The 19,920-nt window shown below is 62.6% G+C and carries 28 protein-coding genes; 10 read left to right on the top strand and 18 right to left on the bottom strand.

Annotated features, from left to right (window positions below; genetic code table 11):
* The first annotated feature begins 12 nt into the window (after positions 1–12).
* Positions 13–441, top strand: a complete 429-nt coding sequence (locus tag ABDZ98_RS03905; protein WP_160589137.1) for a YidH family protein — start codon at positions 13–15, stop codon at positions 439–441.
* Here ABDZ98_RS03905 and ABDZ98_RS03900 read toward each other — a convergent pair whose 3' ends face one another.
* The 5 genes from ABDZ98_RS03900 to gluQRS are packed head-to-tail and all read right to left on the bottom strand — an operon-like array spanning position 442 to position 3,519.
* Entirely contained in the window at positions 442–816 is a 375-nt protein-coding gene (locus tag ABDZ98_RS03900; protein WP_160589136.1) for a hypothetical protein, read from the bottom strand. It abuts the gene before it with no gap.
* A 51-nt stretch (positions 817–867) separates the two neighbouring features.
* Positions 868–1,773, bottom strand: a complete 906-nt coding sequence (locus ABDZ98_RS03895; protein WP_160589135.1) for a 3-hydroxyacyl-CoA dehydrogenase NAD-binding domain-containing protein — start codon at positions 1,771–1,773, stop codon at positions 868–870.
* Between the two features lie 45 nt (positions 1,774–1,818).
* Positions 1,819–2,385: a cob(I)yrinic acid a,c-diamide adenosyltransferase gene (locus tag ABDZ98_RS03890; protein ID WP_160589134.1), complete on the bottom strand. Its 567-nt coding sequence runs from the start codon at positions 2,383–2,385 to the stop codon at positions 1,819–1,821.
* A 28-nt stretch (positions 2,386–2,413) separates the two neighbouring features.
* Entirely contained in the window at positions 2,414–2,647 is a 234-nt protein-coding gene (locus ABDZ98_RS03885) for an HIG1 domain-containing protein (RefSeq protein ID WP_160589133.1), read from the bottom strand.
* A complete protein-coding gene (gluQRS, locus tag ABDZ98_RS03880) occupies positions 2,644–3,519 on the bottom strand; it encodes a tRNA glutamyl-Q(34) synthetase GluQRS (RefSeq protein WP_160589132.1) in 876 nt (291 codons plus the stop codon). The genes ABDZ98_RS03885 and gluQRS overlap by 4 nt, the downstream gene beginning before the upstream one ends.
* Positions 3,520–3,641: 122 nt before the next feature.
* Here gluQRS and ABDZ98_RS03875 point away from each other — a divergent pair, with 122 nt between their 5' ends.
* Entirely contained in the window at positions 3,642–4,250 is a 609-nt protein-coding gene (locus ABDZ98_RS03875; protein ID WP_160589131.1) for an HNH endonuclease, read from the top strand.
* A 4-nt stretch (positions 4,251–4,254) separates the two neighbouring features.
* Here the strand turns inward: ABDZ98_RS03875 and kynU are convergent, their stop codons facing one another.
* The 5 genes from kynU to dksA all read right to left on the bottom strand — a co-directional run bounded on the left by kynU (position 4,255) and on the right by dksA (position 8,419).
* The gene (kynU, locus tag ABDZ98_RS03870; protein WP_160589130.1) at positions 4,255–5,475 is read right to left on the bottom strand and encodes a kynureninase; all 1,221 of its coding nucleotides are present in this window, start codon (positions 5,473–5,475) and stop codon (positions 4,255–4,257) included.
* Positions 5,472–5,888: a DUF4112 domain-containing protein gene (locus ABDZ98_RS03865; protein ID WP_160589129.1), complete on the bottom strand. Its 417-nt coding sequence runs from the start codon at positions 5,886–5,888 to the stop codon at positions 5,472–5,474. The genes kynU and ABDZ98_RS03865 overlap by 4 nt, the downstream gene beginning before the upstream one ends.
* 23 nt (positions 5,889–5,911) lie before the next feature.
* Positions 5,912–7,396 (bottom strand): ABC transporter substrate-binding protein, encoded by a 1,485-nt coding sequence (locus ABDZ98_RS03860; RefSeq protein WP_202385872.1) that lies wholly within the window; start codon positions 7,394–7,396, stop codon positions 5,912–5,914.
* Positions 7,397–7,460: 64 nt separating this feature from the next.
* Positions 7,461–7,832: a PilZ domain-containing protein gene (locus ABDZ98_RS03855; protein ID WP_160589128.1), complete on the bottom strand. Its 372-nt coding sequence runs from the start codon at positions 7,830–7,832 to the stop codon at positions 7,461–7,463.
* Positions 7,833–7,960: 128 nt separating this feature from the next.
* Positions 7,961–8,419, bottom strand: coding sequence for an RNA polymerase-binding protein DksA (gene dksA, locus ABDZ98_RS03850; RefSeq protein ID WP_160589127.1), 459 nt, complete (start codon positions 8,417–8,419; stop codon positions 7,961–7,963).
* A 284-nt stretch (positions 8,420–8,703) separates the two neighbouring features.
* Here dksA and ABDZ98_RS03845 point away from each other — a divergent pair, with 284 nt between their 5' ends.
* Entirely contained in the window at positions 8,704–9,036 is a 333-nt protein-coding gene (locus ABDZ98_RS03845; RefSeq protein WP_160589126.1) for an SEL1-like repeat protein, read from the top strand.
* Here the strand turns inward: ABDZ98_RS03845 and ABDZ98_RS03840 are convergent, their stop codons facing one another.
* Genes ABDZ98_RS03840 through ABDZ98_RS03820 form a run of 5 tightly spaced genes read right to left on the bottom strand, consistent with a single transcriptional unit; the run spans position 9,037 to position 12,264 of the window.
* Positions 9,037–10,173, bottom strand: a complete 1,137-nt coding sequence (locus ABDZ98_RS03840; protein ID WP_160589125.1) for a GNAT family N-acetyltransferase — start codon at positions 10,171–10,173, stop codon at positions 9,037–9,039. It abuts the gene before it with no gap.
* Between the two features lie 28 nt (positions 10,174–10,201).
* Positions 10,202–10,975, bottom strand: coding sequence for a glycerophosphodiester phosphodiesterase family protein (locus ABDZ98_RS03835; protein WP_160589124.1), 774 nt, complete (start codon positions 10,973–10,975; stop codon positions 10,202–10,204).
* Positions 10,947–11,408 (bottom strand): RidA family protein, encoded by a 462-nt coding sequence (locus ABDZ98_RS03830; RefSeq protein ID WP_202385871.1) that lies wholly within the window; start codon positions 11,406–11,408, stop codon positions 10,947–10,949. Before ABDZ98_RS03830 ends, ABDZ98_RS03835 begins: the two co-directional genes overlap by 29 nt.
* Positions 11,408–12,034, bottom strand: a complete 627-nt coding sequence (locus ABDZ98_RS03825; RefSeq protein WP_160589123.1) for a 5'-nucleotidase — start codon at positions 12,032–12,034, stop codon at positions 11,408–11,410. The genes ABDZ98_RS03830 and ABDZ98_RS03825 overlap by 1 nt, the downstream gene beginning before the upstream one ends.
* Positions 12,031–12,264, bottom strand: coding sequence for a DUF3572 family protein (locus tag ABDZ98_RS03820; RefSeq protein ID WP_160589537.1), 234 nt, complete (start codon positions 12,262–12,264; stop codon positions 12,031–12,033). Before ABDZ98_RS03820 ends, ABDZ98_RS03825 begins: the two co-directional genes overlap by 4 nt.
* A gap of 108 nt (positions 12,265–12,372) precedes the next feature.
* On the opposite strand from ABDZ98_RS03820, the gene ABDZ98_RS03815 reads away from it, so the two are divergent.
* Positions 12,373–12,741 (top strand): response regulator, encoded by a 369-nt coding sequence (locus ABDZ98_RS03815; RefSeq protein ID WP_160589122.1) that lies wholly within the window; start codon positions 12,373–12,375, stop codon positions 12,739–12,741.
* A gap of 35 nt (positions 12,742–12,776) precedes the next feature.
* Here the strand turns inward: ABDZ98_RS03815 and ABDZ98_RS03810 are convergent, their stop codons facing one another.
* On the bottom strand, positions 12,777–13,319 hold the full coding sequence (locus tag ABDZ98_RS03810; RefSeq protein WP_160589121.1) for a Pycsar system effector family protein: 543 nt from the start codon (positions 13,317–13,319) through the stop codon (positions 12,777–12,779).
* Between the two features lie 155 nt (positions 13,320–13,474).
* Between ABDZ98_RS03810 and ABDZ98_RS03805 the strand changes: the two genes are divergently transcribed.
* On the top strand, positions 13,475–13,717 hold the full coding sequence (locus ABDZ98_RS03805; protein ID WP_160589120.1) for an acyl carrier protein: 243 nt from the start codon (positions 13,475–13,477) through the stop codon (positions 13,715–13,717).
* A 7-nt stretch (positions 13,718–13,724) separates the two neighbouring features.
* Entirely contained in the window at positions 13,725–14,975 is a 1,251-nt protein-coding gene (spt, locus tag ABDZ98_RS03800; RefSeq protein WP_160589119.1) for a serine palmitoyltransferase, read from the top strand.
* Here spt and ABDZ98_RS03795 read toward each other — a convergent pair.
* Both ABDZ98_RS03795 and ABDZ98_RS03790 read right to left on the bottom strand, forming a co-directional pair.
* Positions 14,972–15,643 carry an aquaporin gene (locus tag ABDZ98_RS03795; RefSeq protein WP_160589118.1) on the bottom strand — a complete coding sequence of 224 codons (672 nt, stop codon included), beginning with the start codon at positions 15,641–15,643 and terminating at the stop codon, positions 14,972–14,974. The genes spt and ABDZ98_RS03795 overlap by 4 nt on opposite strands.
* A gap of 93 nt (positions 15,644–15,736) precedes the next feature.
* Positions 15,737–16,393 carry a YqaA family protein gene (locus ABDZ98_RS03790; RefSeq protein WP_160589117.1) on the bottom strand — a complete coding sequence of 219 codons (657 nt, stop codon included), beginning with the start codon at positions 16,391–16,393 and terminating at the stop codon, positions 15,737–15,739.
* A 213-nt stretch (positions 16,394–16,606) separates the two neighbouring features.
* On the opposite strand from ABDZ98_RS03790, the gene ABDZ98_RS03785 reads away from it, so the two are divergent.
* The 4 genes from ABDZ98_RS03785 to ABDZ98_RS03770 are packed head-to-tail and all read left to right on the top strand — an operon-like array spanning position 16,607 to position 19,920.
* Positions 16,607–17,110 (top strand): hypothetical protein, encoded by a 504-nt coding sequence (locus tag ABDZ98_RS03785; protein ID WP_160589116.1) that lies wholly within the window; start codon positions 16,607–16,609, stop codon positions 17,108–17,110.
* Positions 17,097–18,428 (top strand): DNA-packaging protein, encoded by a 1,332-nt coding sequence (locus tag ABDZ98_RS03780; RefSeq protein WP_160589115.1) that lies wholly within the window; start codon positions 17,097–17,099, stop codon positions 18,426–18,428. Before ABDZ98_RS03785 ends, ABDZ98_RS03780 begins: the two co-directional genes overlap by 14 nt.
* A gap of 23 nt (positions 18,429–18,451) precedes the next feature.
* Positions 18,452–19,615, top strand: coding sequence for a phage portal protein (locus tag ABDZ98_RS03775; protein ID WP_160589114.1), 1,164 nt, complete (start codon positions 18,452–18,454; stop codon positions 19,613–19,615).
* Positions 19,612–19,920, top strand: a complete 309-nt coding sequence (locus ABDZ98_RS03770; RefSeq protein WP_160589113.1) for a DUF6127 family protein — start codon at positions 19,612–19,614, stop codon at positions 19,918–19,920. The genes ABDZ98_RS03775 and ABDZ98_RS03770 overlap by 4 nt, the downstream gene beginning before the upstream one ends.

The following is a 19,920-nucleotide window of genomic DNA, read 5'->3' as shown; positions in this document are numbered from 1 at the left end:
GTTATTGAAGGCATGAGCGACAAACATGCCTATGATAATGGCGAAAACTGCCCCGAGGACAAGACCAGCCAGGGCCTTGCGCAGGATCGCACCCACATGGCCGAGGACCGCACGATCATGGCGGTCGAGCGAACATTCGCCGGGTGGATCCGCACCGCCTTTGCCGCCATCGGCATCGGCCTCGCCTTCCGCGTGCTGTTTGGCGAATTGCAGCCGCCGTGGCTGGCCAAGGCGATTGCCAGCATGTTCATCGGCTTTGCCATCTTCCTCGCGCTCAACGCCGAGAGACGCGCCTGCCGGTCATTGCAGAGGATGAAGGCCCACGCCGTCGATGGCCTCGACCTGCCCCGGTTCAAACTGCTCGCCTATGGCGTGGCATTCGGGGCAGCGGTGCTCATCGCCGGGCTGTGGGTTCTCAATGACGGGCAGATCGGCGGCTGATCAGGACTCGTCGAGGTCCTCGCCATCGGGGCCCTCCCCTTCGGCGACGTCGTCTCCGGGCTTGTGGCCCTTGCCGTATTTGTCTTCGTCATCGTCGAAATTGGGCTCGCCGCGATAGGCGCTCATGTCGATCCGGCCCGAGCTTTCCATGTCGCGCATATGGTCGACCAGGTCCTGCGTCGAATCGCCCATGATGCCGCTCTTGTTCGGCCCCTTGGTGCTCTCGGTCGGGCTTTCGGTATCCTCGGTCAGCAGCCGCGCATCTTCGGCGATTACCTGCGCCTGCGAGCTTTCATCGTCCTGCTCGTCATTGAATGTTTCGGGCGCAGATGCAGACGGGTGCTGCCGGGGTGAGGTGGTCTTCTTGTCGGCCATGAGAATATCTCCTTTGCCAGATCAACGGCGGGAGGAGGCCGCCAGTTCCCGCTATCGCGTAGGCACTGGCTCATCACCGGAATACTCGTAAAAGCCCTTACCCGTCTTGCGGCCAAGCCAGCCCGCCTCGACATATTTCACCAGCAGCGGCGCGGCGCGATATTTGGAATCGCCGGTTCCGGCATGGATCACGCGCATGATCTCCAGGCAGGTGTCAAGCCCGATGAAGTCGGCCAGCTCCAGCGGTCCCATCGGATGGGCCAGACCAAGGCGACAGGCCTTGTCGATATCGGCGATGGCGGCAGTGCCGCTGCCCAGCACGAAGACGGCTTCATTGATCATCGGCAGCAGGATGCGGTTGACCACGAAGCCCGGCTCATCCTCGCTCAGCACCACTTCCTTGCCCAGACTTTCGGCAAAGGCGCGGGTCCGGTCGCGCACGTCAGTGCTGGTGGCGAGGCCGGGGATGACTTCCACCAGCTTCATCACCGGCACCGGATTGAAGAAATGCAGGCCGACGAAGCGCGAAGGATCGGGCACGCCTGCGGCCATGCGGGTGATGGAAATGGAGCTGGTGTTGCTGGCCAGGATCGCATCGGTGGCGAGCACCTTGGCTGCCTCGGCGAAGATCATCGCCTTGACCTGCTCATTCTCGGTCGCCGCTTCGATGATGAAGGCCGCATCGGCCATAGGGGCATATTCATTGCCGGTCCTGATTCGCGCCAGCGCCGCATCGGCATCTGCCAGGGCGATCTTTTCCTTCTCCACCAGCCGCGCGAGGCGCTTGGTTATACCGGCCTTGGCCTTCTCGGCGATTGCCGGTTCACGGTCGACCAGAATGACCTTGTGCCCGCTCGCAGCCGCCACTTGCGCAATCCCTGCGCCCATCTGACCCGCGCCAATAATGCCGATTGTCTTGCTCAAAGCCTGCTCCTTCGCATGTGCAACATCAGCCATAGAGAAGTGCAGCGCCCGATTCCAGCGGCATCCAGCGGCCCGTTGTCAGCGATTGGCGCCCGGCTGCCACAATATGTCACCGCCCGCATCCGCGTTGACCGCGCGCGAAAGCACGAACAGGTAATCGGACAGGCGGTTGATATAGGCTGCGGCGGCGGGATTGACCGGCTCGCCTGCGGCCAGCGCCGTCACCGCGCGTTCGGCGCGCCTTGTGGCCGTGCGCGCCAGATGCAGCCGCGCCGCCGCCTCACTGCCGCCGGGCAGGATGAAGCTGGTCAGCGGGGCGAGATGTTCGTTCAGCGAATCGATCCGCTGCTCCAGCCATTGGGCCTGCGCGGGCACGATCCGCAGGACCATTTCCGAAGGGGCAAAATCGTCACCCGGGGTGGCCAGATCGGCGCCAAGGTCGAACATGTCGTTCTGGATGCGCTGCACATGCGCGGCGGCTTCCCCGGTCAGCGCAACCAGCGCGAAGCCCAGCGCGGCATTGGCCTCATCCACCGCGCCCACCGCTTCCATGCGCGGCGCGTGCTTGGGCAGGCGCAGGCCGCCTACCAGGCCGGTGGTGCCATCATCGCCGGTGCGTGTGTAAATGCGGTTGAGCCTGACCATGATCGTGCCCCCCGTGCCAGCCGATCGCTCAGCTGTTGACCGCCAGCAGCACCGCAATCACCAGCACGGCCAGCGCCTGATACTTGATGCGGTTGAACATCATCTTGTTCTGCACTTCCTGCATGCGGCCGGCGCGCGCATCATCCTCCTCGCTTTCAAGATCGAGCTTGGTCGATTGCAGAAAGGCAATGATCCCGCGCACGAGCGACACGACCACGAGGATCGCAAGGATGACGATGATGATGACCAGGATAGCGTTCATGGAGCCTCATTTAGGGTTTCAGACAAGGTAATACCACCCGGCATTTGGCCCATGCGCAATTGCCGGGCCAGCGCCAGCCCATCCTCCCCCGCAGCCCGCCTGTCAGCCAGCGAGGGCGACCCGCGCCGCTTGGCCAGTTTCCGGCCGTCCTCATCCAGCAGCAGCGCGTGGTGGTGCCAGCGCGGTACGGGCAGGCCCAGCAAGGCCTGCAACAGGCGGTGGACATGGGTGGCGGCGAACAGGTCCGCGCCGCGGGTGACCAGGGTCACGCCGTCGCGCGCATCATCCAGCGTTACCGCCAGATGATAGGAGGCGGGCGTGTCTTCATCCTTGCGCACCAGCACCACGTCGCCCGCCAGTTCCGGCCGCGCCAGTTGCTCTCCTGCCAGCTCGTCAAACCAGTGGAGCGGGCCGGTGCGGCTGATCGCTTCATCGATATCCAGCCGCCAGGCCAGCGCCTGCCCGGGGGCGGGCGGGTCCAGCTTGCAGGTGCCGGGATAGACCGGGCCGTCCGGTCCGTGCCGCGTGGCCGCAGCGGCAATGTCTGCGCGGGTGCATTTGCACGGATAGAGCACGCCCATCGCCGCCAGCGTGGCTGCGGCCACTTCATATTCATCCACCCGGCTGCTTTGCGCGGGCACTTCTTCCCAGCTCAGCCCCAGCCAGGCGAGGTCGGCGCGAAACTCCTCCGCCAGTTCGATTCTGGAACGCGCGCCGTCGATATCCTCGATCCTGAGCAGGAAGCGCCCAGCCTCGCCTGCGCCTTCTTCCACGCCTGACGCATGCGCCAGATCATGCGCGACAATCGCCGAAAAGGCGTGGCCGAGATGCAGGGATCCGTTGGGGCTGGGGGCAAATCTGGTCACGATCATGACTCAATCCGGGCACGGCTCCCCTTGCGACTCGTGAAAATTCCTGTGGATTGGCGTTTTGTAACAGGCTTGACGCTTTTTGGCGCAAATGCTCCACCAGTACGCATCAGGGAGGACACATAGTGTTCAAAGCCGAACTGATCGAACGCGCCGCGCAATTCCGGAGCGCGCATGACGATCCCACGCGGAAGCTGGAAAGCTGCCCCGCACTCGTGCTCAACGCCGATTACACGCCGCTGTCCTATTACCCGCTCAGCCTGTGGCCGTGGCAGACCGCCATCAAGGCGATCTTCCTTGAGCGGGTGGACGTTGTGGCGAGTTACGACAGGCAGGTGCATTCGCCCTCGCTGGACATGAAAATCCCTTCGGTGATCGCGCTGCGGCAATATGTGAAGCCGAGCGAATTTCCCGCCTTCACGCGCTTCAACCTGTTCCTGCGCGATCGCTTTTCCTGCCAGTATTGCGGCAGCCAGAGCCACCTTACCTTCGACCATGTGATCCCCCGTCGGCTGGGTGGGAAAACCACGTGGGAGAATATCTCCACCGCCTGCGCCCCGTGCAACATGAAGAAGGGCGGACGCACACCGCAACAGGCGAACATGCAGCTGCAATATGATCCCATCCGGCCCACCAGCTGGCAGTTGCAGCAACAGGGAAAAAGCTTCCCGCCCAACTATTTGCACGAAACCTGGCGCGACTGGCTGTATTGGGACATCGAACTGGAGGAGTAATCCGTCAGGTCACCCTGCCGCGGCGGTTGAATTCCTCCCGCTGCCATTCCCCGCTGTCCAGCACTGCGCGCAACTGCTCCAGCGCATGCCAGCAATCGGCGAAGGAATTATAGGCCGGGGCAAAGCCGAAACGCAAAACATCGGGCGTGCGGAAATCGCCGATAACGCCGCGCGCAATCAGCGCCTGTGACAGTGCAAAGGCACTATCATGCCGCCACGAAAGCTGGCTGCCCCGCGCTGCCGGATCGGCAGGACTGATGCACGGCAATTCGGGAATGATCCGCGCCGCAGCCTGCCGCGTGAATTCTGACAGCGCGCGCGATTTTGCCACCAGTGCTGCAACGCCAATGTCGGCAATCAACTCCGCCCCATGTTCCAGCGCCGCCAGCGCCAGGATCGACGGGGTGCCCGCCAGCAGTTTTTCAATTCCAGGTGCGGCCTCATAATCATCGCGGAAGCTGAACGGGTCTGAATGGCCCATCCACCCCGTCAGAGGCTGTTCAAGCGCTTTGAGGTGCCTTTGTGCGACATAGGCAAAACCCGGCGCGCCCGGTCCGCCGTTGAGGTATTTATACCCGCAGCCCACGGCGAAATCGGCCTCGCAAGACGCCAGATCAACCGGCACCGCACCCGCCGAATGCGAAAGGTCCCACAGCACCAGCGCTCCTGCATCATGCGCCGCGCGGGTCAGCCGTGCCAGGTCATGCATGGCGCCGGTCTGGTAATGAACATGGGGCAGCAGCAGCAAGGCGACATCGCTGTCCAGCGCCTGCTCCAGCATGTCCGCCGCAGCCAGCCTTGGCACGGCCAGTCCGCGCCCGGCCAGGCCATTTAACATATAGATATCAGTGGGAAAATTGCCCGGTTCGGACAGCACGGTCTTGCGTTCAGGACGCATGCAAAGCGCTGCCCAGATCAGCTTGAACAGGTTCACCGATACGCTGTCACAGGCGATCACTTCCCCGGCCTCGGCGCCGATCAGCGGGGCGATCTTCGTGCCCACGCGGCGCGGCATGTCGATCCAGCCGGCATCGTTCCAGCTGCGCACCAGACCCTCGCCCCACTCGCGCTCCACCACGCCGGAAATATGCGCGGGAGCACCATCGGGAAGCGCGCCCAGCGAATTGCCATCAAGATAGGTGATGCCCTCGGGCAGGCGGAAATGCGCGCGCCGGGCGCGCAAGGGATCGGCTGCGTCGAGGCGCTGTGCCTCGGCCAGACTCACCCCTCGATGATCCGCGACGACGGGTGGTGCTTGTCCAGATGGGCCTTGATAATCCGCAGGTTGCGCGTGTTCGAGCGGAAGAAGAAGTCGAAGAAATCGCCCGCCAGCGGCACTGCGCCCACGGCGCTGTCAAACAGGACATTGCCTGCCATGCGCGCCAGCTTCCACTTGGGCAGGCCCAGATTGCGCGCTTCCCACACGATATAGCCGCCCATGGCCGCCGCCAGGATATCTCCCAGCACGGGCACCAGTCCCATGATTGCATCCAGACCCACGGCCCGGTTGATGCCGGGTATCACGAAGGACCGCTCCAGCACCTGCTCCATCGCTTCCACCCGGCGGCGGATCGAAAGCGGATCCTTGCCCAGCGGCAATTGCGCCTGAAGCGGAACGGGACGTTGCGGCTGATCCATCGGCGTAATTCTCCTTAGGTGCCTTATCTGGGTATGACAGCCATGTCCGGCAAGGGATGGAAGCCCCAGCGGTTGGCCATGAAGCCATCCACATTGCCGCGCACCAGCGACCAGCGCACCGGAGAACCGAAGGGAATATAGACATTGGCGAACTGCAAACCGGCCTCTGCATCGGACAGCAACCGCGATCGCTGCGCTGCATCCTGTTCGTCCAGCGCCTCTGCCACCAGGAAGTCCGCATCCTCGCTGCACAGCCCGCGGTCCAGCGAGCAGCTGAACTGGTTGAGGAACCACAAGGGCGCCCCATAGCGGGCCACGCGGTCAATCAGGGACAGATCGGCCTCCTCCCCGCTCTCGGCTCGCACCAGCGCCACGCCAATCCTGGCCAGTTGCGACTTCAGCTCATCAAACAGAATGGCCAGCCCCGGATCGTCACCGATTTGCAGCGACACGGTGAGATCCTCTGCATCCGCCTCGCCCCCCTGAGCCGCCCGCCAGCGGGCGATCCTGCCAGCCGCGGTTTGCCGCAGCTCATCGATCGAATTATCCGTCCATCTTTCCTGAATATACCCCGGATCGTTGAGCAGGCCGGGAGCAACCACGCGCGTGGTGGGCACCCAGCCGCCGATATTAAACCGGGATGCAAGCGCGGGACGATCAATCGCCATGGCAATGGCTTCGCGCAGTTCGGGTGTCTCCAGCACGCCCCGGGCGCGGCGCACCTGCAGGCCGAACAGGCCAATGGTCGGGTCCAGCCGCACAGTCCCGCGCGACAAGGGGCCGGTATCGGCCAGCGGCAGCGAACCGATGCGCCCACCCAGCACAACCTCGATCTCTCCGGCCTCGAAGCGATCGATGGCTTCCTGCGCGCCAAGGGCATGAATGTGCACGTCGCGCACATAGTCACGCCAGTCTTCTGTCATGGGCAGTCCGCGTTCCGGCGGGGACTTGAGCGAAAGCACCGCCCCGTCATCATCGCGCACAAGGTTCATGGCGCCTGTGCCGCCGCCGGGATTGGACAGGCTCAGCTCTGGCTGGGCCAGCAATTGCAGCAGATCGGGCATCTCGCTCGACAGGCGAATTTCCACCACGCGTCCGGCCATGGCGCGCACTTCATCGATACGGGCCAGATCGAGGCCGAGCGAAGAACCGCGCAGATTGCGAATCGCTTTGGTCAGCGCCTGGCGCACGCTTTCGGCCGTCATCTCGCTGCCGTCAGGCCAGCTGCCATCGCGCAGGCGAAACACGAAAATGCGCCCGCCTTCGGTAACATTCCACCGGTCTGCAATGGCCGGAACCACCTCGCCCTGCGGGTCGAGCGCCACCAGCCCACCCTGTGTTGCAGCGCGGATATGCTGGCCGCCCAGCGAAAGCCGATCCGAATCGGAAAACAGATTCTGTTCGCTGTCCATGAAGGCGACATCGAACGTGCCATCATCATTGCCGCCGCAACCGGCCAGAAAGGCCGCCAGCAGCAGGATGGGAAGAGCACGAAAGCGGTTTGCCATACCTTGGATTAGGCGCGGCAGTGGCGCGCTTCAACCGCGCGTTTTGGCCAATGGCCGGAAGCGGTCAGATCTTGCGCAGTTTGTCGCTGTCAACCGGCTTACCTGCAGCAGGCGGGCGGTGAGCTGTGCTGAGCCAGCTATTATCGGGCGCATTCAACGGTGCGCGCGCCTTCCTGGGGTCAATCTCATCTATGAAGGCGATCCCGAAGCGATCTTCCTGAACCCATGCCACAGAGCCTTCAACCCAGCCAAGATTGCGCAGTTCGACCGATACCAGCTTGCCGCGAGACACGTTGACCTTGCCTTCCGCCATCATGCCGCCAGCCGACAGATTGCGAACCTTCACCCGATGGATGGCGTCCTGCCCGTCCACGCGCAACTGCGCGAGCAGGAACAGGCTGTCACGGTTGACCTGGCGGGTATCGACATTGCTCATCGTACTATGGCAACCCTCGGCTTGGCCCCTGTGTCCAGGTGCCCGAAAACACGCCAATGCAGATGCATCAGGATTGGCTAACTGCCAGTTAACGGGGCGGCACCTATCAAGAACCGTCCCGAAATGGGTCAATCGTCGCGCGAAATCTTTTCACGCCGTTCATGCGCCTGCTGCGCCTCCACGGTCATGGTGGCGATCGGGCGGGCGATGAGCCGGTTGATCCCGATCGGGTCCCCGGTAACCTCACACCAGCCATATTCGCCCGCCTCGATCCGTCGCAATGCGGAATCTATCTTGGCGATGAGCTTGCGCTGGCGATCACGTGTCCGCAGCTCAATCCCCCAATCGGTTTCAGAGGATGCGCGATCATTCAGATCGGGCTCGCGGATCGGTCCGTCCTGAAGGCTTTGCAGCGTGCCGACAGAGGCCGCGAGGATGGATTTTTTCCACTCAAGCAGAAGAACCCGGAAATAGTTCAACTGCGCTGGGCTCATATATTCCTCATCCTCGCTCGGCGAATAGTCGCTGGGCAAGGCGCGCTTGGCCTTGGTGAGAATATCGATGTCGTCCCGAGGAACCGACGCCATTGAAGTACTCCGCATCCTGATCCTTCCCGGCCTGCCCTGCGTCGAGAAGCGCCTGCCCTATGGGGTCTGTCGGCTACCTGAACCAGGCGGGATTTGAGGCGGGCCTATAGTGTGCACGCCCCAGCGGCACAAGCGGCAATTGGGAAGAAGCCCTGCTGATTGCCCCGGGCCCAATGCATTCAGTTGGCCCACTGTTAACCAATTCTTGACCATGTTCGTCAAAACCCTGGCTTATCGAAGCCCGGGCAGATCAGATGCACGGGCATTAATGGGGGTAAACGATCATGGAACTTGCCAAGATCGAGACGTTCGTAAAAATCCAGCCGGCCGATATTGGCGGCGCAGACATGATGGTGGCGCGCTGTCTGGCAGCTGCTGCCGACGGTGACGAAACAGCCTATTTCGACCTGGGCGTGATCTATTCGACAGGCAGCCACGGCGTGGATAGCGACCTGATCGAAGCGCACAAGTGGTTCAACCTGGCGGCATCGCGCGGACATGAGGAAGCATCATGGTGCCGGGCCGACATTTCCGACGAGATGACCGCTCGCGAGATTGCCGAAGCCCAGCGCCGGGCCCGCGAATGGCTCTCCATCGGAACACGCTACGCGGCCTGATCACGATTTGCGGAAGGGTGTGTGCGCACCCAGATGCAACCGGTCCATGGCAATGCCGCGCCGTTCCTGTTCGAGGTAATCGGACACGGCAGCGCGGAATCCCGGATCGGCGATGTAGTGCATCGAAGTGGTCGCCACCGGCTCATAGCCGCGGGCCAGCTTGTGCCCGCCCTGTGCACCAGCCTCCACCCGCTCAAGTCCTCTGGCGATCGCCACGTCGATCGCCTGATAATAACACAGTTCAAAATGCAGGAAGGGCTTGTCGACCAGGCAGCCCCAATAGCGGCCATAGAGCGCCTGTGAGCCAATGAAGTTGAGCGCTCCGGCAATCGGCATGCCGTCCTGATAAGCGAGCATCAGCAGCACGCTATCCCCCATGCGCTGGCCAAACAGATCGAACGCCTCCCGCGTCAGATAGGGCGTGCCCCATTTGCGCGCGCCGGTATCCTGGTAGAACAGCCAGAAGGCATCCCAGTGCTGCGGCCTGATATCCGCGCCTGTGAAGTGGCGAATCTCCACACCCTCGCACGCCGCTGCGCGTTCCTTGCGGATCGCCTTGCGCTTGCGCGATGCGAGTACGGCGAGGAAATCGTCAAAGCTGGCATAGTTGCGGTTTTCCCAGTGGAACTGGATGTCCTCGCGCCGAAGCCAGCCGGCCTTTTCGAACAGCGCATGCTGGGCAGGCTCGACAAAACTTGCATGGGCAGAAGACAACTCGCTCTGGCGGCACAGGCTCTCGGCCGCGCGCAGCAGCGGCAGGGCATATTTTTCATCGCTCAGCAGCAGGCGCGGTCCCGTGGCGGGCGTGAACGGAGCGGCGATCTGCAACTTGGGATAATAGCTCCCCCCGGCCCGGTGCCAGGCGTCCGCCCAGGCATGGTCGAACACATATTCGCCCTGACTGTGGCTTTTGCCATAGGCCGGCAGGGCCGCCAGCAGCGTGCCATTTTCATCTTCGATCACGATCGGCAGGCTTTGCCAGCCGGTCCCCTCCCCCACACTGCCCGAATCCTCCAGCGCGCTGAGGAAACCATGGGTCATGAAGGGATTGCCGCCGCCGGACAGCGCATCCCACTGCGCCGCGTCCAGAGTGCTGACGCTGGGTGCGATGCGGGCTGTAAGGTCGCCTTGGGCCATTACCGCCTATTTAGGGACGGTGCAGCCATCATGCGAGGCCTTCGCCTTCGGCAATCGGGGCATCGGCGTGATTTTGCGCCCGCTCGCGCAGGGCACGGCTCGAAACGGTCCAGCTCAGCACCGGCAGACCCCTGGCCCGCTGGCGCGCGGCAAAGGAGCTGGGCAGGTCGCGAATATCATAGGCGAGGAACTGCGCGCGCGCCGTCCACAGGTCACGGTGGCGGCGGATGGTCCCTGAATAGGTCCGGTGCTCCTGTTCGGTCACCACCAGGCCGCGCAGGACCTGCGGCATCTTGCGGGCAAACCATTGGCCAATGCGCGGGTCGAACGACATCACCGCAATGTCACCCTGATACCCTTCCAGATCGCGCCGCACCGCGCGGCATAATGTGTTCACCTGCCTGTCCGGATCGCTTTTCAGCTCCAGCAGGATTGGAACCTTGCCTGCCACCAGTTCCAGCATGTCGCGCAAGGTCGGGATGGTCTCTCCACCCACGGACAGCGCAACATGCGTCAATTCGCCAATGACCATGCGGTCAACTTCGCCCGTGCTGCCTGTCAGCCGCTCCAGCGTGGCATCGTGGAACACGACCGCGCGCCCGTCGCGGCTGCGCCTGACATCGCATTCTATCCCCAGGCCTGCGTCCATCGCCGCGCGAAAGGCAGCCGGGGAATTTTCCGCCCGTCCCTCGCCATGCAGGGCGCGGTGGGCAAAGACGTGGCGCAGCATCCAGCCGACCCGGTCCGGGTCAGGCGCGGGAGCGCGCAGCCTGTCAATCAGCCGCCAGGGCAATGATCGCATCCACTTCAACCGCCGCACCCAGCGGCAATACAGGCACGCCCACGGCGCTGCGGGCATGGCGGCCAAGGTCGCCGAACACCTCGAACATCAGCTCCGAAGCGCCATTGGCGACCTTTGGCTGATCGGTGAAATCGGGTGTGGAGTTGATGAAGGCACCCAGCTTGACCACCCGCGCCACATTATCGAGCGCAATGCCCGCGGCCCTGATCTGGGCAATGATCATCAGCCCGCAGGCCCGCGCCGCATCATATCCCTGTTCCAGCGAGACATCTTCCCCCAGTCGCCCCTTGACCAGTTCTCCTGCCACAAATGGCAACTGCCCGGAAATGTGGGCGAGGCCATTGGCGACGACCACCGGCTGGTAGCTGGCGACCGGCGCCGCTGCCTGGGGCAGGACTATGCCGAGTTCGGCAAGGCGCGCTTCAATTGTCATCAGGCCTCTCCATGCAATGTTCCAAGGATCCACGGCAAAGCCTGGTCCCAGCTGTCTATCCGTGCGTGGGCGTGTCCCGCCTCAAGCGCACAGGGCACGTGCGGAGCGATAGCAGGTTCACCGCAGAAATGCAGGCGGTGGACCTGCGGCACCACGTCCGCCGCAGATTGGTGATGATTGGCAATGTCATCGATAAAGACAGAGCGGGACGGGCCATATTCCCGGACGATCCGGCCCAACGCCTCACCCTTTGGACCCTGATTGGTGAAAACCCGCGCCTCGATCCCGAAGTCGCGCAATTGCTGCGTGCGCGCGGCGTTGCGCTTGTCGACCAGATTGGTCAGCACCACCACGTCCGCCTCACGCTGCAATTCGGCAATCGCCTGCACCGATCCGGCAATCTGGGTCTGGCGTCCCATTTCTGTATCGAAAAACAGGCCAAGCAATTCCCACACCTCGTCCTCGGTCATCGGCCTGTCCGAATCGCGGCGCTTCATCGCGTGCAGGAAATTATTGCCCGCCAGTTCAAAATCCACGCCGTGCTGCTCGCCCAGCCAATCGCGGAAATGACGCACCATGTGCAGCAGCACTTCATCGCAATCGGTAATCACCAGCGGTCGGCTCATCGGGCAAGTCTTTCCTTGGCTGCAACCAGCTGCGCAGGCTGGATGCCCAGCGCATCGGCAGCGCCCAGCAAATCCGGTTCATGGGCACATAGAAAATCGAAAATGGCGCGGTGCGTTCCCGCTTCGGTGATTGTAGCACGCAGGCCTTCGGGTGTCAGGCCCGTCAAATCCATGAACCGGTGCGCGCGCCGATCATCCGTCAATATCCAGCCGAGGGCGGAAAGCGCCAGAGCGGCCGAATCGGCAGGAGTGTCTTTACGTATATGAATTGTCAGCGATCCGTTGAAGCGTTAGACAGAAGGCGAACAGCTTCCAGTAAAAGGAAGCCCGGGGGCGCAATGACGAAACGAATCCTCGTTGTCGAGGACAACGATCTCAATCGGAAACTTTTCTGCGATGTGCTGCTGGCCGGCGGATTCGATGTGGAGCCGGTGGCCGATGGCAATATGGCGCTGGAGCGTGCACGCGGTTTCGCCCCCAATCTGGTGGTGATGGATATCCAGCTGCAGGACGTTTCCGGCCTTGACTTGATTGCCAGCATGAAGGGCGATGCACAGCTGTGCGAAGTGCCGGTGCTGGCGGTGACAGCCTATGCCGGCAAGGGCGATGAGGAGCGTATTCGCGAGCTGGGTGCCGAAGGATATCTTTCCAAGCCGGTGTCGATCGGCCCGTTCATGGCGGCGGTAAGGGGTCTGGTCGGCTCCTGACCGTCAGGGCGCGGCCCTCTTGGAGTTCGGCATTCTCAGGAAGCAGCAAGCTCCACCACGAAGGCCGCGAGCGTGACGAAAAGTCCGCCCACAAACACGCGGTAAGCATACGAAAGATAGCGGTATTTGCGGCGCTGCAGGACCTGGCCGTTCTGGTAGATATCGTGCAGCATCATGCGAAACACGTGTTCATCGTGATGCAGTTCATCGAGCACTTTCTGAGTCCATATTTCCTCCTCCATTTCGCTGAAATGGCCGAAGAACATCAGGTTGGGCTTCACGCCCTGTGGCGCTTTGCCCACCGATGGCAGCACGGCCATCACTGCACAGAGCGAGCTCAGGAAGGCGAACACCGCCAGAATCGCCAGCGAATAGGGAAGGTGGCCAGCCAGCGACCGGCTGACCGATATCGAGAAAACCAGAAAAGTCGCGCCCATCAGGATGGAGGCTTTCTGGTCCGCCATTTGCGACAGGACCAGCGAATTTACCTGCACGGTGCGCAGCATCTGCACTGCGTTGGGTGTATATTCCGGCAAGTCGGATTTGAGCGCATTCTGCGTGTCGGACGGTTGTGACATAATGCCCCCACACCCTGTCTGTTGCATCAAATGCAAGGCTTGCCAGTGCGCGCAGTGCTTGACAAGCGATAGCAAGAGCCGCTTTTCCGCCGCAATGGTTTGGCAGCACATGGCCACCAGGGACTTTGCCCCTAACGTAGATTGGAAATACCATCATGGATCGCGCCGCAGTCGACAGCACAATCCGGTCGCTCATCGAACCCTTCAACAAGAAGGCGGTGGCAGTCGAGGATAGCACCACTTTCGCCGGGGACCTTGAATTTGACAGCCTGACGGTGATGGACTTCGTGGCCGCGATCGAAGACGAATTCGACATCATCATCTCGATGAACCAGCAGGCCGAGATCGAGAGCTATGGCCAGCTTGTCGATGCCGTTACCAAGTTGCAGGGCGAGTAATCCCATCATGAGTGAAGCCGTAACCCAGGCCGACAAGCCACCGGTTGTCGACAACGGACCGCGCGATCTGTTCTCGAAGTTCGATGATACGATCAGGATGCGGGAGACCCTGCTGGCCAGCGGTGTGGAAGATCCTTTCTCACTGGTGATGGAAAAGGTCCTCTCGCCCACGCGGGCGATCTGCAACGGGCGCGATACCATCCTGCTGGGCACCTATAATTACATGGGCATGACCTTCGATCCTGACGTGATCCAGGCGGGCAAGGATGCGCTGGACAATTTCGGCGCAGGCACCACCGGCAGCCGCGTTCTGAACGGCACGTATCAGGGTCATAAGGAATGCGAGCAGGCGTTGATGGATTTTTACGCCATGGATCATGCCATGGTGTTCTCCACCGGCTACCAGGCCAATCTCGGGATCATCTCGACCATCGCCGGCAAGGGCGATTATGTCGTCCTGGATATCGATAGCCACGCCAGCATCTGGGATGGCTGTGCGATGGGCAATGCCGAGATCGTGCCGTTCAAGCACAATGATATCGATGCGATGGAAAAGCGCCTGCGCCGCATTCCTGAAGGGGCGGGCAAGCTGGTGGTCCTCGAAGGCGTCTATTCGATGATGGGCGATGTCGCCCCGCTGAAGGAAATGGTCGCGGTGGCCAAGAAGTGCGGCGCCATGGTGCTGGTGGATGAAGCGCATTCGATGGGCTTCATCGGTGAGCATGGCCGCGGGGTGGCCGAGGAACAGGGCGTTATCGACGACGTCGATTTCATCATCGGAACATTCTCCAAGAGCGTGGGCACGGTGGGCGGCTTCTGCGTGTCCAACCACCCCAAGTTCGAAATCATGCGGCTGGTCTGTCGGCCCTATGTATTCACCGCTTCGCTGCCACCCAGCGTGGTGGCCACGGCGGCCACATCGATCCGCAAGCTGATGCACGGTTCCAACAAGCGCGCGCATCTGTGGGAGAATTCCCGGCGCCTGCATGGCGGTTTGAAGGAACTTGGTTTCACACTGGGCACGGACAGTCCGCAAAGCGCCATCGTGGCCGTCATCATGCCAGATCTGGAACGCGGTGCGGGCATGTGGGAAGCGCTGCTGAGCGAAGGTCTGTACGTCAATCTGGCGCGCCCACCGGCAACGCCTGCAAACATGACGCTGCTGCGCTGTTCGCTGTGCGCCGAACACAGCGAAGCGCAGGTCGAGACGATTCTGGGTATGTTCGAACGAGCCGGAAAGGCCGTGGGGATTATCTAGCTCTCGCTCCTGCCCAGCAGCAGCCTTGCACAGCCCACCGCCAGCAGCATGCCTGCCAGTTGCGCGGCGATAAATCCGGGCACGTCAGCGGGTGCAATGCCCGCAAACGTGTCTGACAGGCTGCGCACGATAGTGATGGCGGGGTTGGCGAAGCTGGTCGATGAGGTGAACCAGTAGGCCGCGCCAATATACAGCGCCACCACCGCCGGAACCACGCCGGGCCGGTGGCGCAGCATCACCAGTATCGCCAGCACCAGCCCGAAGGTGGCCACCAGCTCGCCCGTCCACTGGCCAATGCCTGCGCGTTCCCTGCCGGAGAATTGCAGGATCGGCAGATCGAACATCAGATGCACCGCAAAGGCGCCGATCGCTCCGGCGGCTATCTGCACCAGCACATAGGGTGCCACATCGCGCCAGGCGAATTCGCGGCGGATGGCGAAGGCCAGTGTCACCGCCGGGTTGAAATGCGCACCCGAGATCGGGCCGAACATCTCGATCAGCACATAGAGTATGGCCGATGTCGCCACCGTGTTGGCCAGCAGCGCCACCGCCAGATTTCCGCCTGCCAGAGTCTGCGCCATCACGCCCGATCCCAGCACGCCTGCAAACAGGAAGAAGCTGCCCAACGCCTCTGCCGACAGGCGATGGCTGAGGGCGTGCTTATTCATGCCAGCAGCCCGCCCGATCGGACAGAATTGGCAGTGCACAAGAACAGAATGTTTTGCATGGCTCCCTCCAATTCCCCGTCTGCACCCGGCAAGTTACATTGGCGATACAGCAGTTACCTGATCGCAAGGCCCGGTGCCGCCTTCCTCACCACCGCCGGAAAGCAGGCCGATCAACAGGAAACCGCCGATCACCAGTGCCACGAAACCGGCAGTGACCAGCAACAGGTACTTGTCGATGAAGCGCTTGATCGGCGCTCCGAACAGGCGGAACAGCACGCCCACGATCATGAAGCTGATTGAGCGCGAAAGCAGGCTGGCGATCAGGAACAGCCAGATCGGCAGATGCACGAAGCCGGCGGTGATCGTCAGCAGCTTGAAGGGGATGGGCGTAACCCCCTTGGCCACGAAGATGGAGAATACCGCCCACGGCTCCTGCGTCAGGTAACATTGCGCGACCGGGAAGCTTTCGGTCAGCCCCAACGCCTCTATCATCCATTCGCCGACCAGATCGTAGACACCCCAGCCAATCGCATAGCCGAGCAGGCCGCCCGCGACAGAGGCAATGGTGGCGATGGCGGCGAAGCGCACAGCCTTCTTCGGCTCTGCCAGGCACATAAGGCCCAGCAGCGGGTGCGGCGGGATGGGGAAGAAACTCGCCTCTACGAATGCGAACAGCGCCAGCCACCATTCGGCACGCGGATCAGCCGCCTTGCGCATCGTCCAGTCATACAAGCCGTGCAGCCAGGTCATAGGCGCTCCGTTCAGCGATGAATTGCGGCGGTTAGGGCACAGCGCGAACCCATGCAAGTGCGATTATATAACCTATTTGGCACTTTTATATTGACATCGTGACACTCTTTGGTTAGAGAAACGGAACATCGAGATAAGGCGATTCGAAAGGGCGGCCCCGCAGGGCTGCCCTTTTTCGTTCGCGCTCCGCAGCTCATGAATGAAGCGAGTCATATGGCAGGACAGGCAAGAACGGCAGCGACCAAGGCAACCAAGATCAAACCGCAGTTCAAGGTCGGCGAGAAGGACAATCTCAACCGACACTGGCGCGGCCTGTTCCTCGATACGCTGGCCGAAACATCGAACGTCAGCGCCGCCGCGCGCATGGCCGGGATCAACCCCAGCCGCGCCTACAAGGTGCGCCGGGAAGAACCGGCCTTTGCCGCAAGTTGGTATGATGCGCTGCTCGAAGGATATGCGCATCTGGAAATGGAAACGCTCCACCGCCTGCGCGCTGGCACAGGCAAGGATGACAACAAGTTCGATATCGCCAATGCCCTGCGCCTGCTGACGCATCACCGGGAAACGGTGGCACATGAACGGTCCATCCGTTCGCACCAGGATGAAGAGAGCATTCTCGCCTCACTCAACGAAAAGATCGACGCGATCCGGGCGCGCGAGGCGCAGGTGAAGATCCTGCTGGCGGACGGCGAACAGGCGACCAATGGGCTCGATTGAGCGGCTGCGCTGGCTGATTACCCGCGATCCTGCGCAGCGTGCCGATTTCCTGGCTGGTCTTGAGGAAGGCGAACGCAAACAACTGTTCTCGCACTGGTCCTATTGGGCCAGGCCCGAACAACTGCCCCCGGATGGGGATTGGCGAATCTGGCTGATCTGTGCCGGGCGCGGTTTCGGCAAGACGCGAGCAGGATCGGAATGGGTCGGCAAGATCGCCCGCTCCGATCCCGATGCCCGCATCGCGCTGGTCGGGTCCTCCATCGGCGAAGCGCGCGCTGTCATGGTGGAGGGCGAAAGCGGTATCCTGGCCTGCCACGGTGATGGGCCGCCGCCACGATTTGAATCGTCGCTGCGACGACTGACATGGGCCAACGGGGCGCAGGCTTTCCTCTATTCGGCTGCCGAGCCGGAGAGCCTGCGCGGCCCGCAGCACAGCCATGCATGGTGTGACGAGATCGCCAAATGGGACAATGCTTCCGACCGCGCGGTGCAGGCGTGGGACAATCTGCTGCTGGGCATGCGGCTGAGCGAGAGGCCGCGCCTGTTGGCCACCACCACGCCGCGCGCGGTGCCGCTGATGCGCCGCCTGATGGATGAAGCCAGGGACGGCAGCATCGCCGTTACCAAGGGCAGAACGTGGGACAACGGGGCAAACCTGCCCACGCGCTTTTTGAAAGCCATGCGCAAGCAGTTTGGCCGCACCGCACTGGGGCGGCAGGAACTCGAAGGTGAACTGCTGGAGGATATCGAAGGCGCATTGTGGAGCCGCTCGCTGCTCGACCGCTGCCGCGAGGTGGCCCCGGGCGAGGACATCACCCGCATCGTGGTGGGGGTCGATCCGCCTGCCTCGGCGCGGGGTGATGAATGCGGCATCATTGTCGCCGGAGTTACGGCAGGCGGCAATGGCAAGGTGCTGGCCGATTGCTCGGTTGCAAAGGCCAGTCCGGAACGCTGGGCACAGGCCGTGGCCGCCGCAATGCAGGCGTGGAACGCCGACCGCGTGGTAGCAGAGGCCAATCAGGGCGGGCAGATGGTGGAAAGCGTGCTGCGCGCAGCGAACTGCCAGATGCCGATCCGCCTGGTTCATGCCAGCCGCGGCAAATCCGCCCGGGCAGAGCCTGTCGCCGCTTTGTATGAAGCAGGCCGCGTGCACCACATCGGCCAGTTCGCCCGGCTGGAAGACCAGCTGTGCGGACTGATGGCCGGGGGCAGTTACGAAGGCCCCGGACGAAGCCCGGACCGCGCCGATGCGCTGGTCTGGGCACTTAGCGAATTAATGCTGACCACGCGCAGTGATCCGCGCGTGCTGCGCGTGTGACTTCACAGAACAAGGAAAATCATATGTCCTTCATCGACAGCCTGCGCTCTGCCTTCAAGGGCGGGGGCGCGGGCCACGTTCCGCTTGCCCGCAGCTTCGCCTCGCCCTGGTCGTGGGCGCATGAGCCGGGCGGCGCGCGGGCGCCATTCGATTACTGCCGCGACGTGGGCCGGGCCTTCCTGGACAATCCGGTGGCGCAGCGCGCGGTTCGCATCGTTTCGGAAAGCGTCGGCAGCGTTCCGCTCCAGCAAACCGATGATGCGGTGCTGCGGCTGGTCCGCGCCACCAGTGCGGGCCAGTCCCTGCTGGAAACGTTGGCTGCCCATCTGCTGCTGCACGGCAATGGCTTTATCCAGATCATCCGCGATGGTGCGGGCGATCCGGTCGAACTGTTCGCCCTGCGGCCCGAGCGGGTGACGGTGGTGCCGGGCGACAATGGCTGGCCAGCTTCCTACCGCTACAAGGTGGGTGACCGCGCCATCACCATTCCCGCGGAAGACGAGAATGGCTGGCCCTGCCTGATCCACCTCAAGGCCTTCCATCCGGCAGACGATCATTATGGCGCAGGCTGCCTGACCGCGGCGGCGCAGGCGGTGGCGATCCACAATGCCTCTGCCGAATGGAACCGCGCCCTGCTGGAAAACGCGGCCCGTCCGTCTGGCGCGCTGGTCTATGATGGCGGCGCCGATGCCGGCGGATTGACCAGCGACCAGTTTGACCGGCTGAAGGCCGAACTGAGCCAGGCCTATGCCGGGGGCGGCAATGCCGGCCGCCCGATGCTGCTCGAAGGTGGCCTCAAATGGCAGAGCCTCTCGCTTTCCCCGGCGGACATGGACTTTGCCGAGCTGAAAGCGGCGGCTGCGCGCGACATCGCGCTGGCATTTGGCGTGCCGCCGATGCTGCTGGGCCTGCCGGGTGACAATACCTACTCCAATTACCGCGAGGCCAATCGCGCCTTGTGGAGGCTCACCCTGTTGCCGCTGACCGGCAAGATCCTCTCCGGTCTGGAGGAGGGGCTGCGCGCCTCCTTCCCCGGCATGCAGCTGGCCGTCGATCTCGACCGTGTTCCGGCCCTGTCCGAAGATCGCGAGAAATTGTGGTCGCAGGTGTCCGCCGCGGACTTCCTCGAAGATGGTGAAAAACGTGAAATGCTTGGTCTGGCCAAGCCGGCGAAAGGAAAATCATGACCAATGAAGACATGCTCGCGAAGCTGATGGCGCAGGCCTCCAGCCAGGGCACAGACCTCGTCACGCTGCGCGCGGTTGTCGAGGAGGCGAGCGAGATGGGTGCCGACCGGGTGCTCTATCGCCTCGGCCTGGAGGATGAGAACGCGCAGGACGATCTTGATGAACTGCGCGATCTGCTGGCCGCCTGGCGGGCAGCCAAGGCCAGTGCATCCAAGGCAGTGATCGAATGGGCCGTACGCGGCGTGATGGCGCTGCTGCTGATTGGCATTGCCTTCCGCCTGGGCGCAACGGACCTGTTGCGGTGA

Source organism: Alteraurantiacibacter aestuarii (assembly GCF_039523595.1).
GTDB lineage: Bacteria > Pseudomonadota > Alphaproteobacteria > Sphingomonadales > Sphingomonadaceae > Alteraurantiacibacter > Alteraurantiacibacter aestuarii.
The sequence above is the reverse complement of the archived record's forward strand: the minus strand, read 5'-3'. Positions and strand labels throughout refer to the sequence as shown.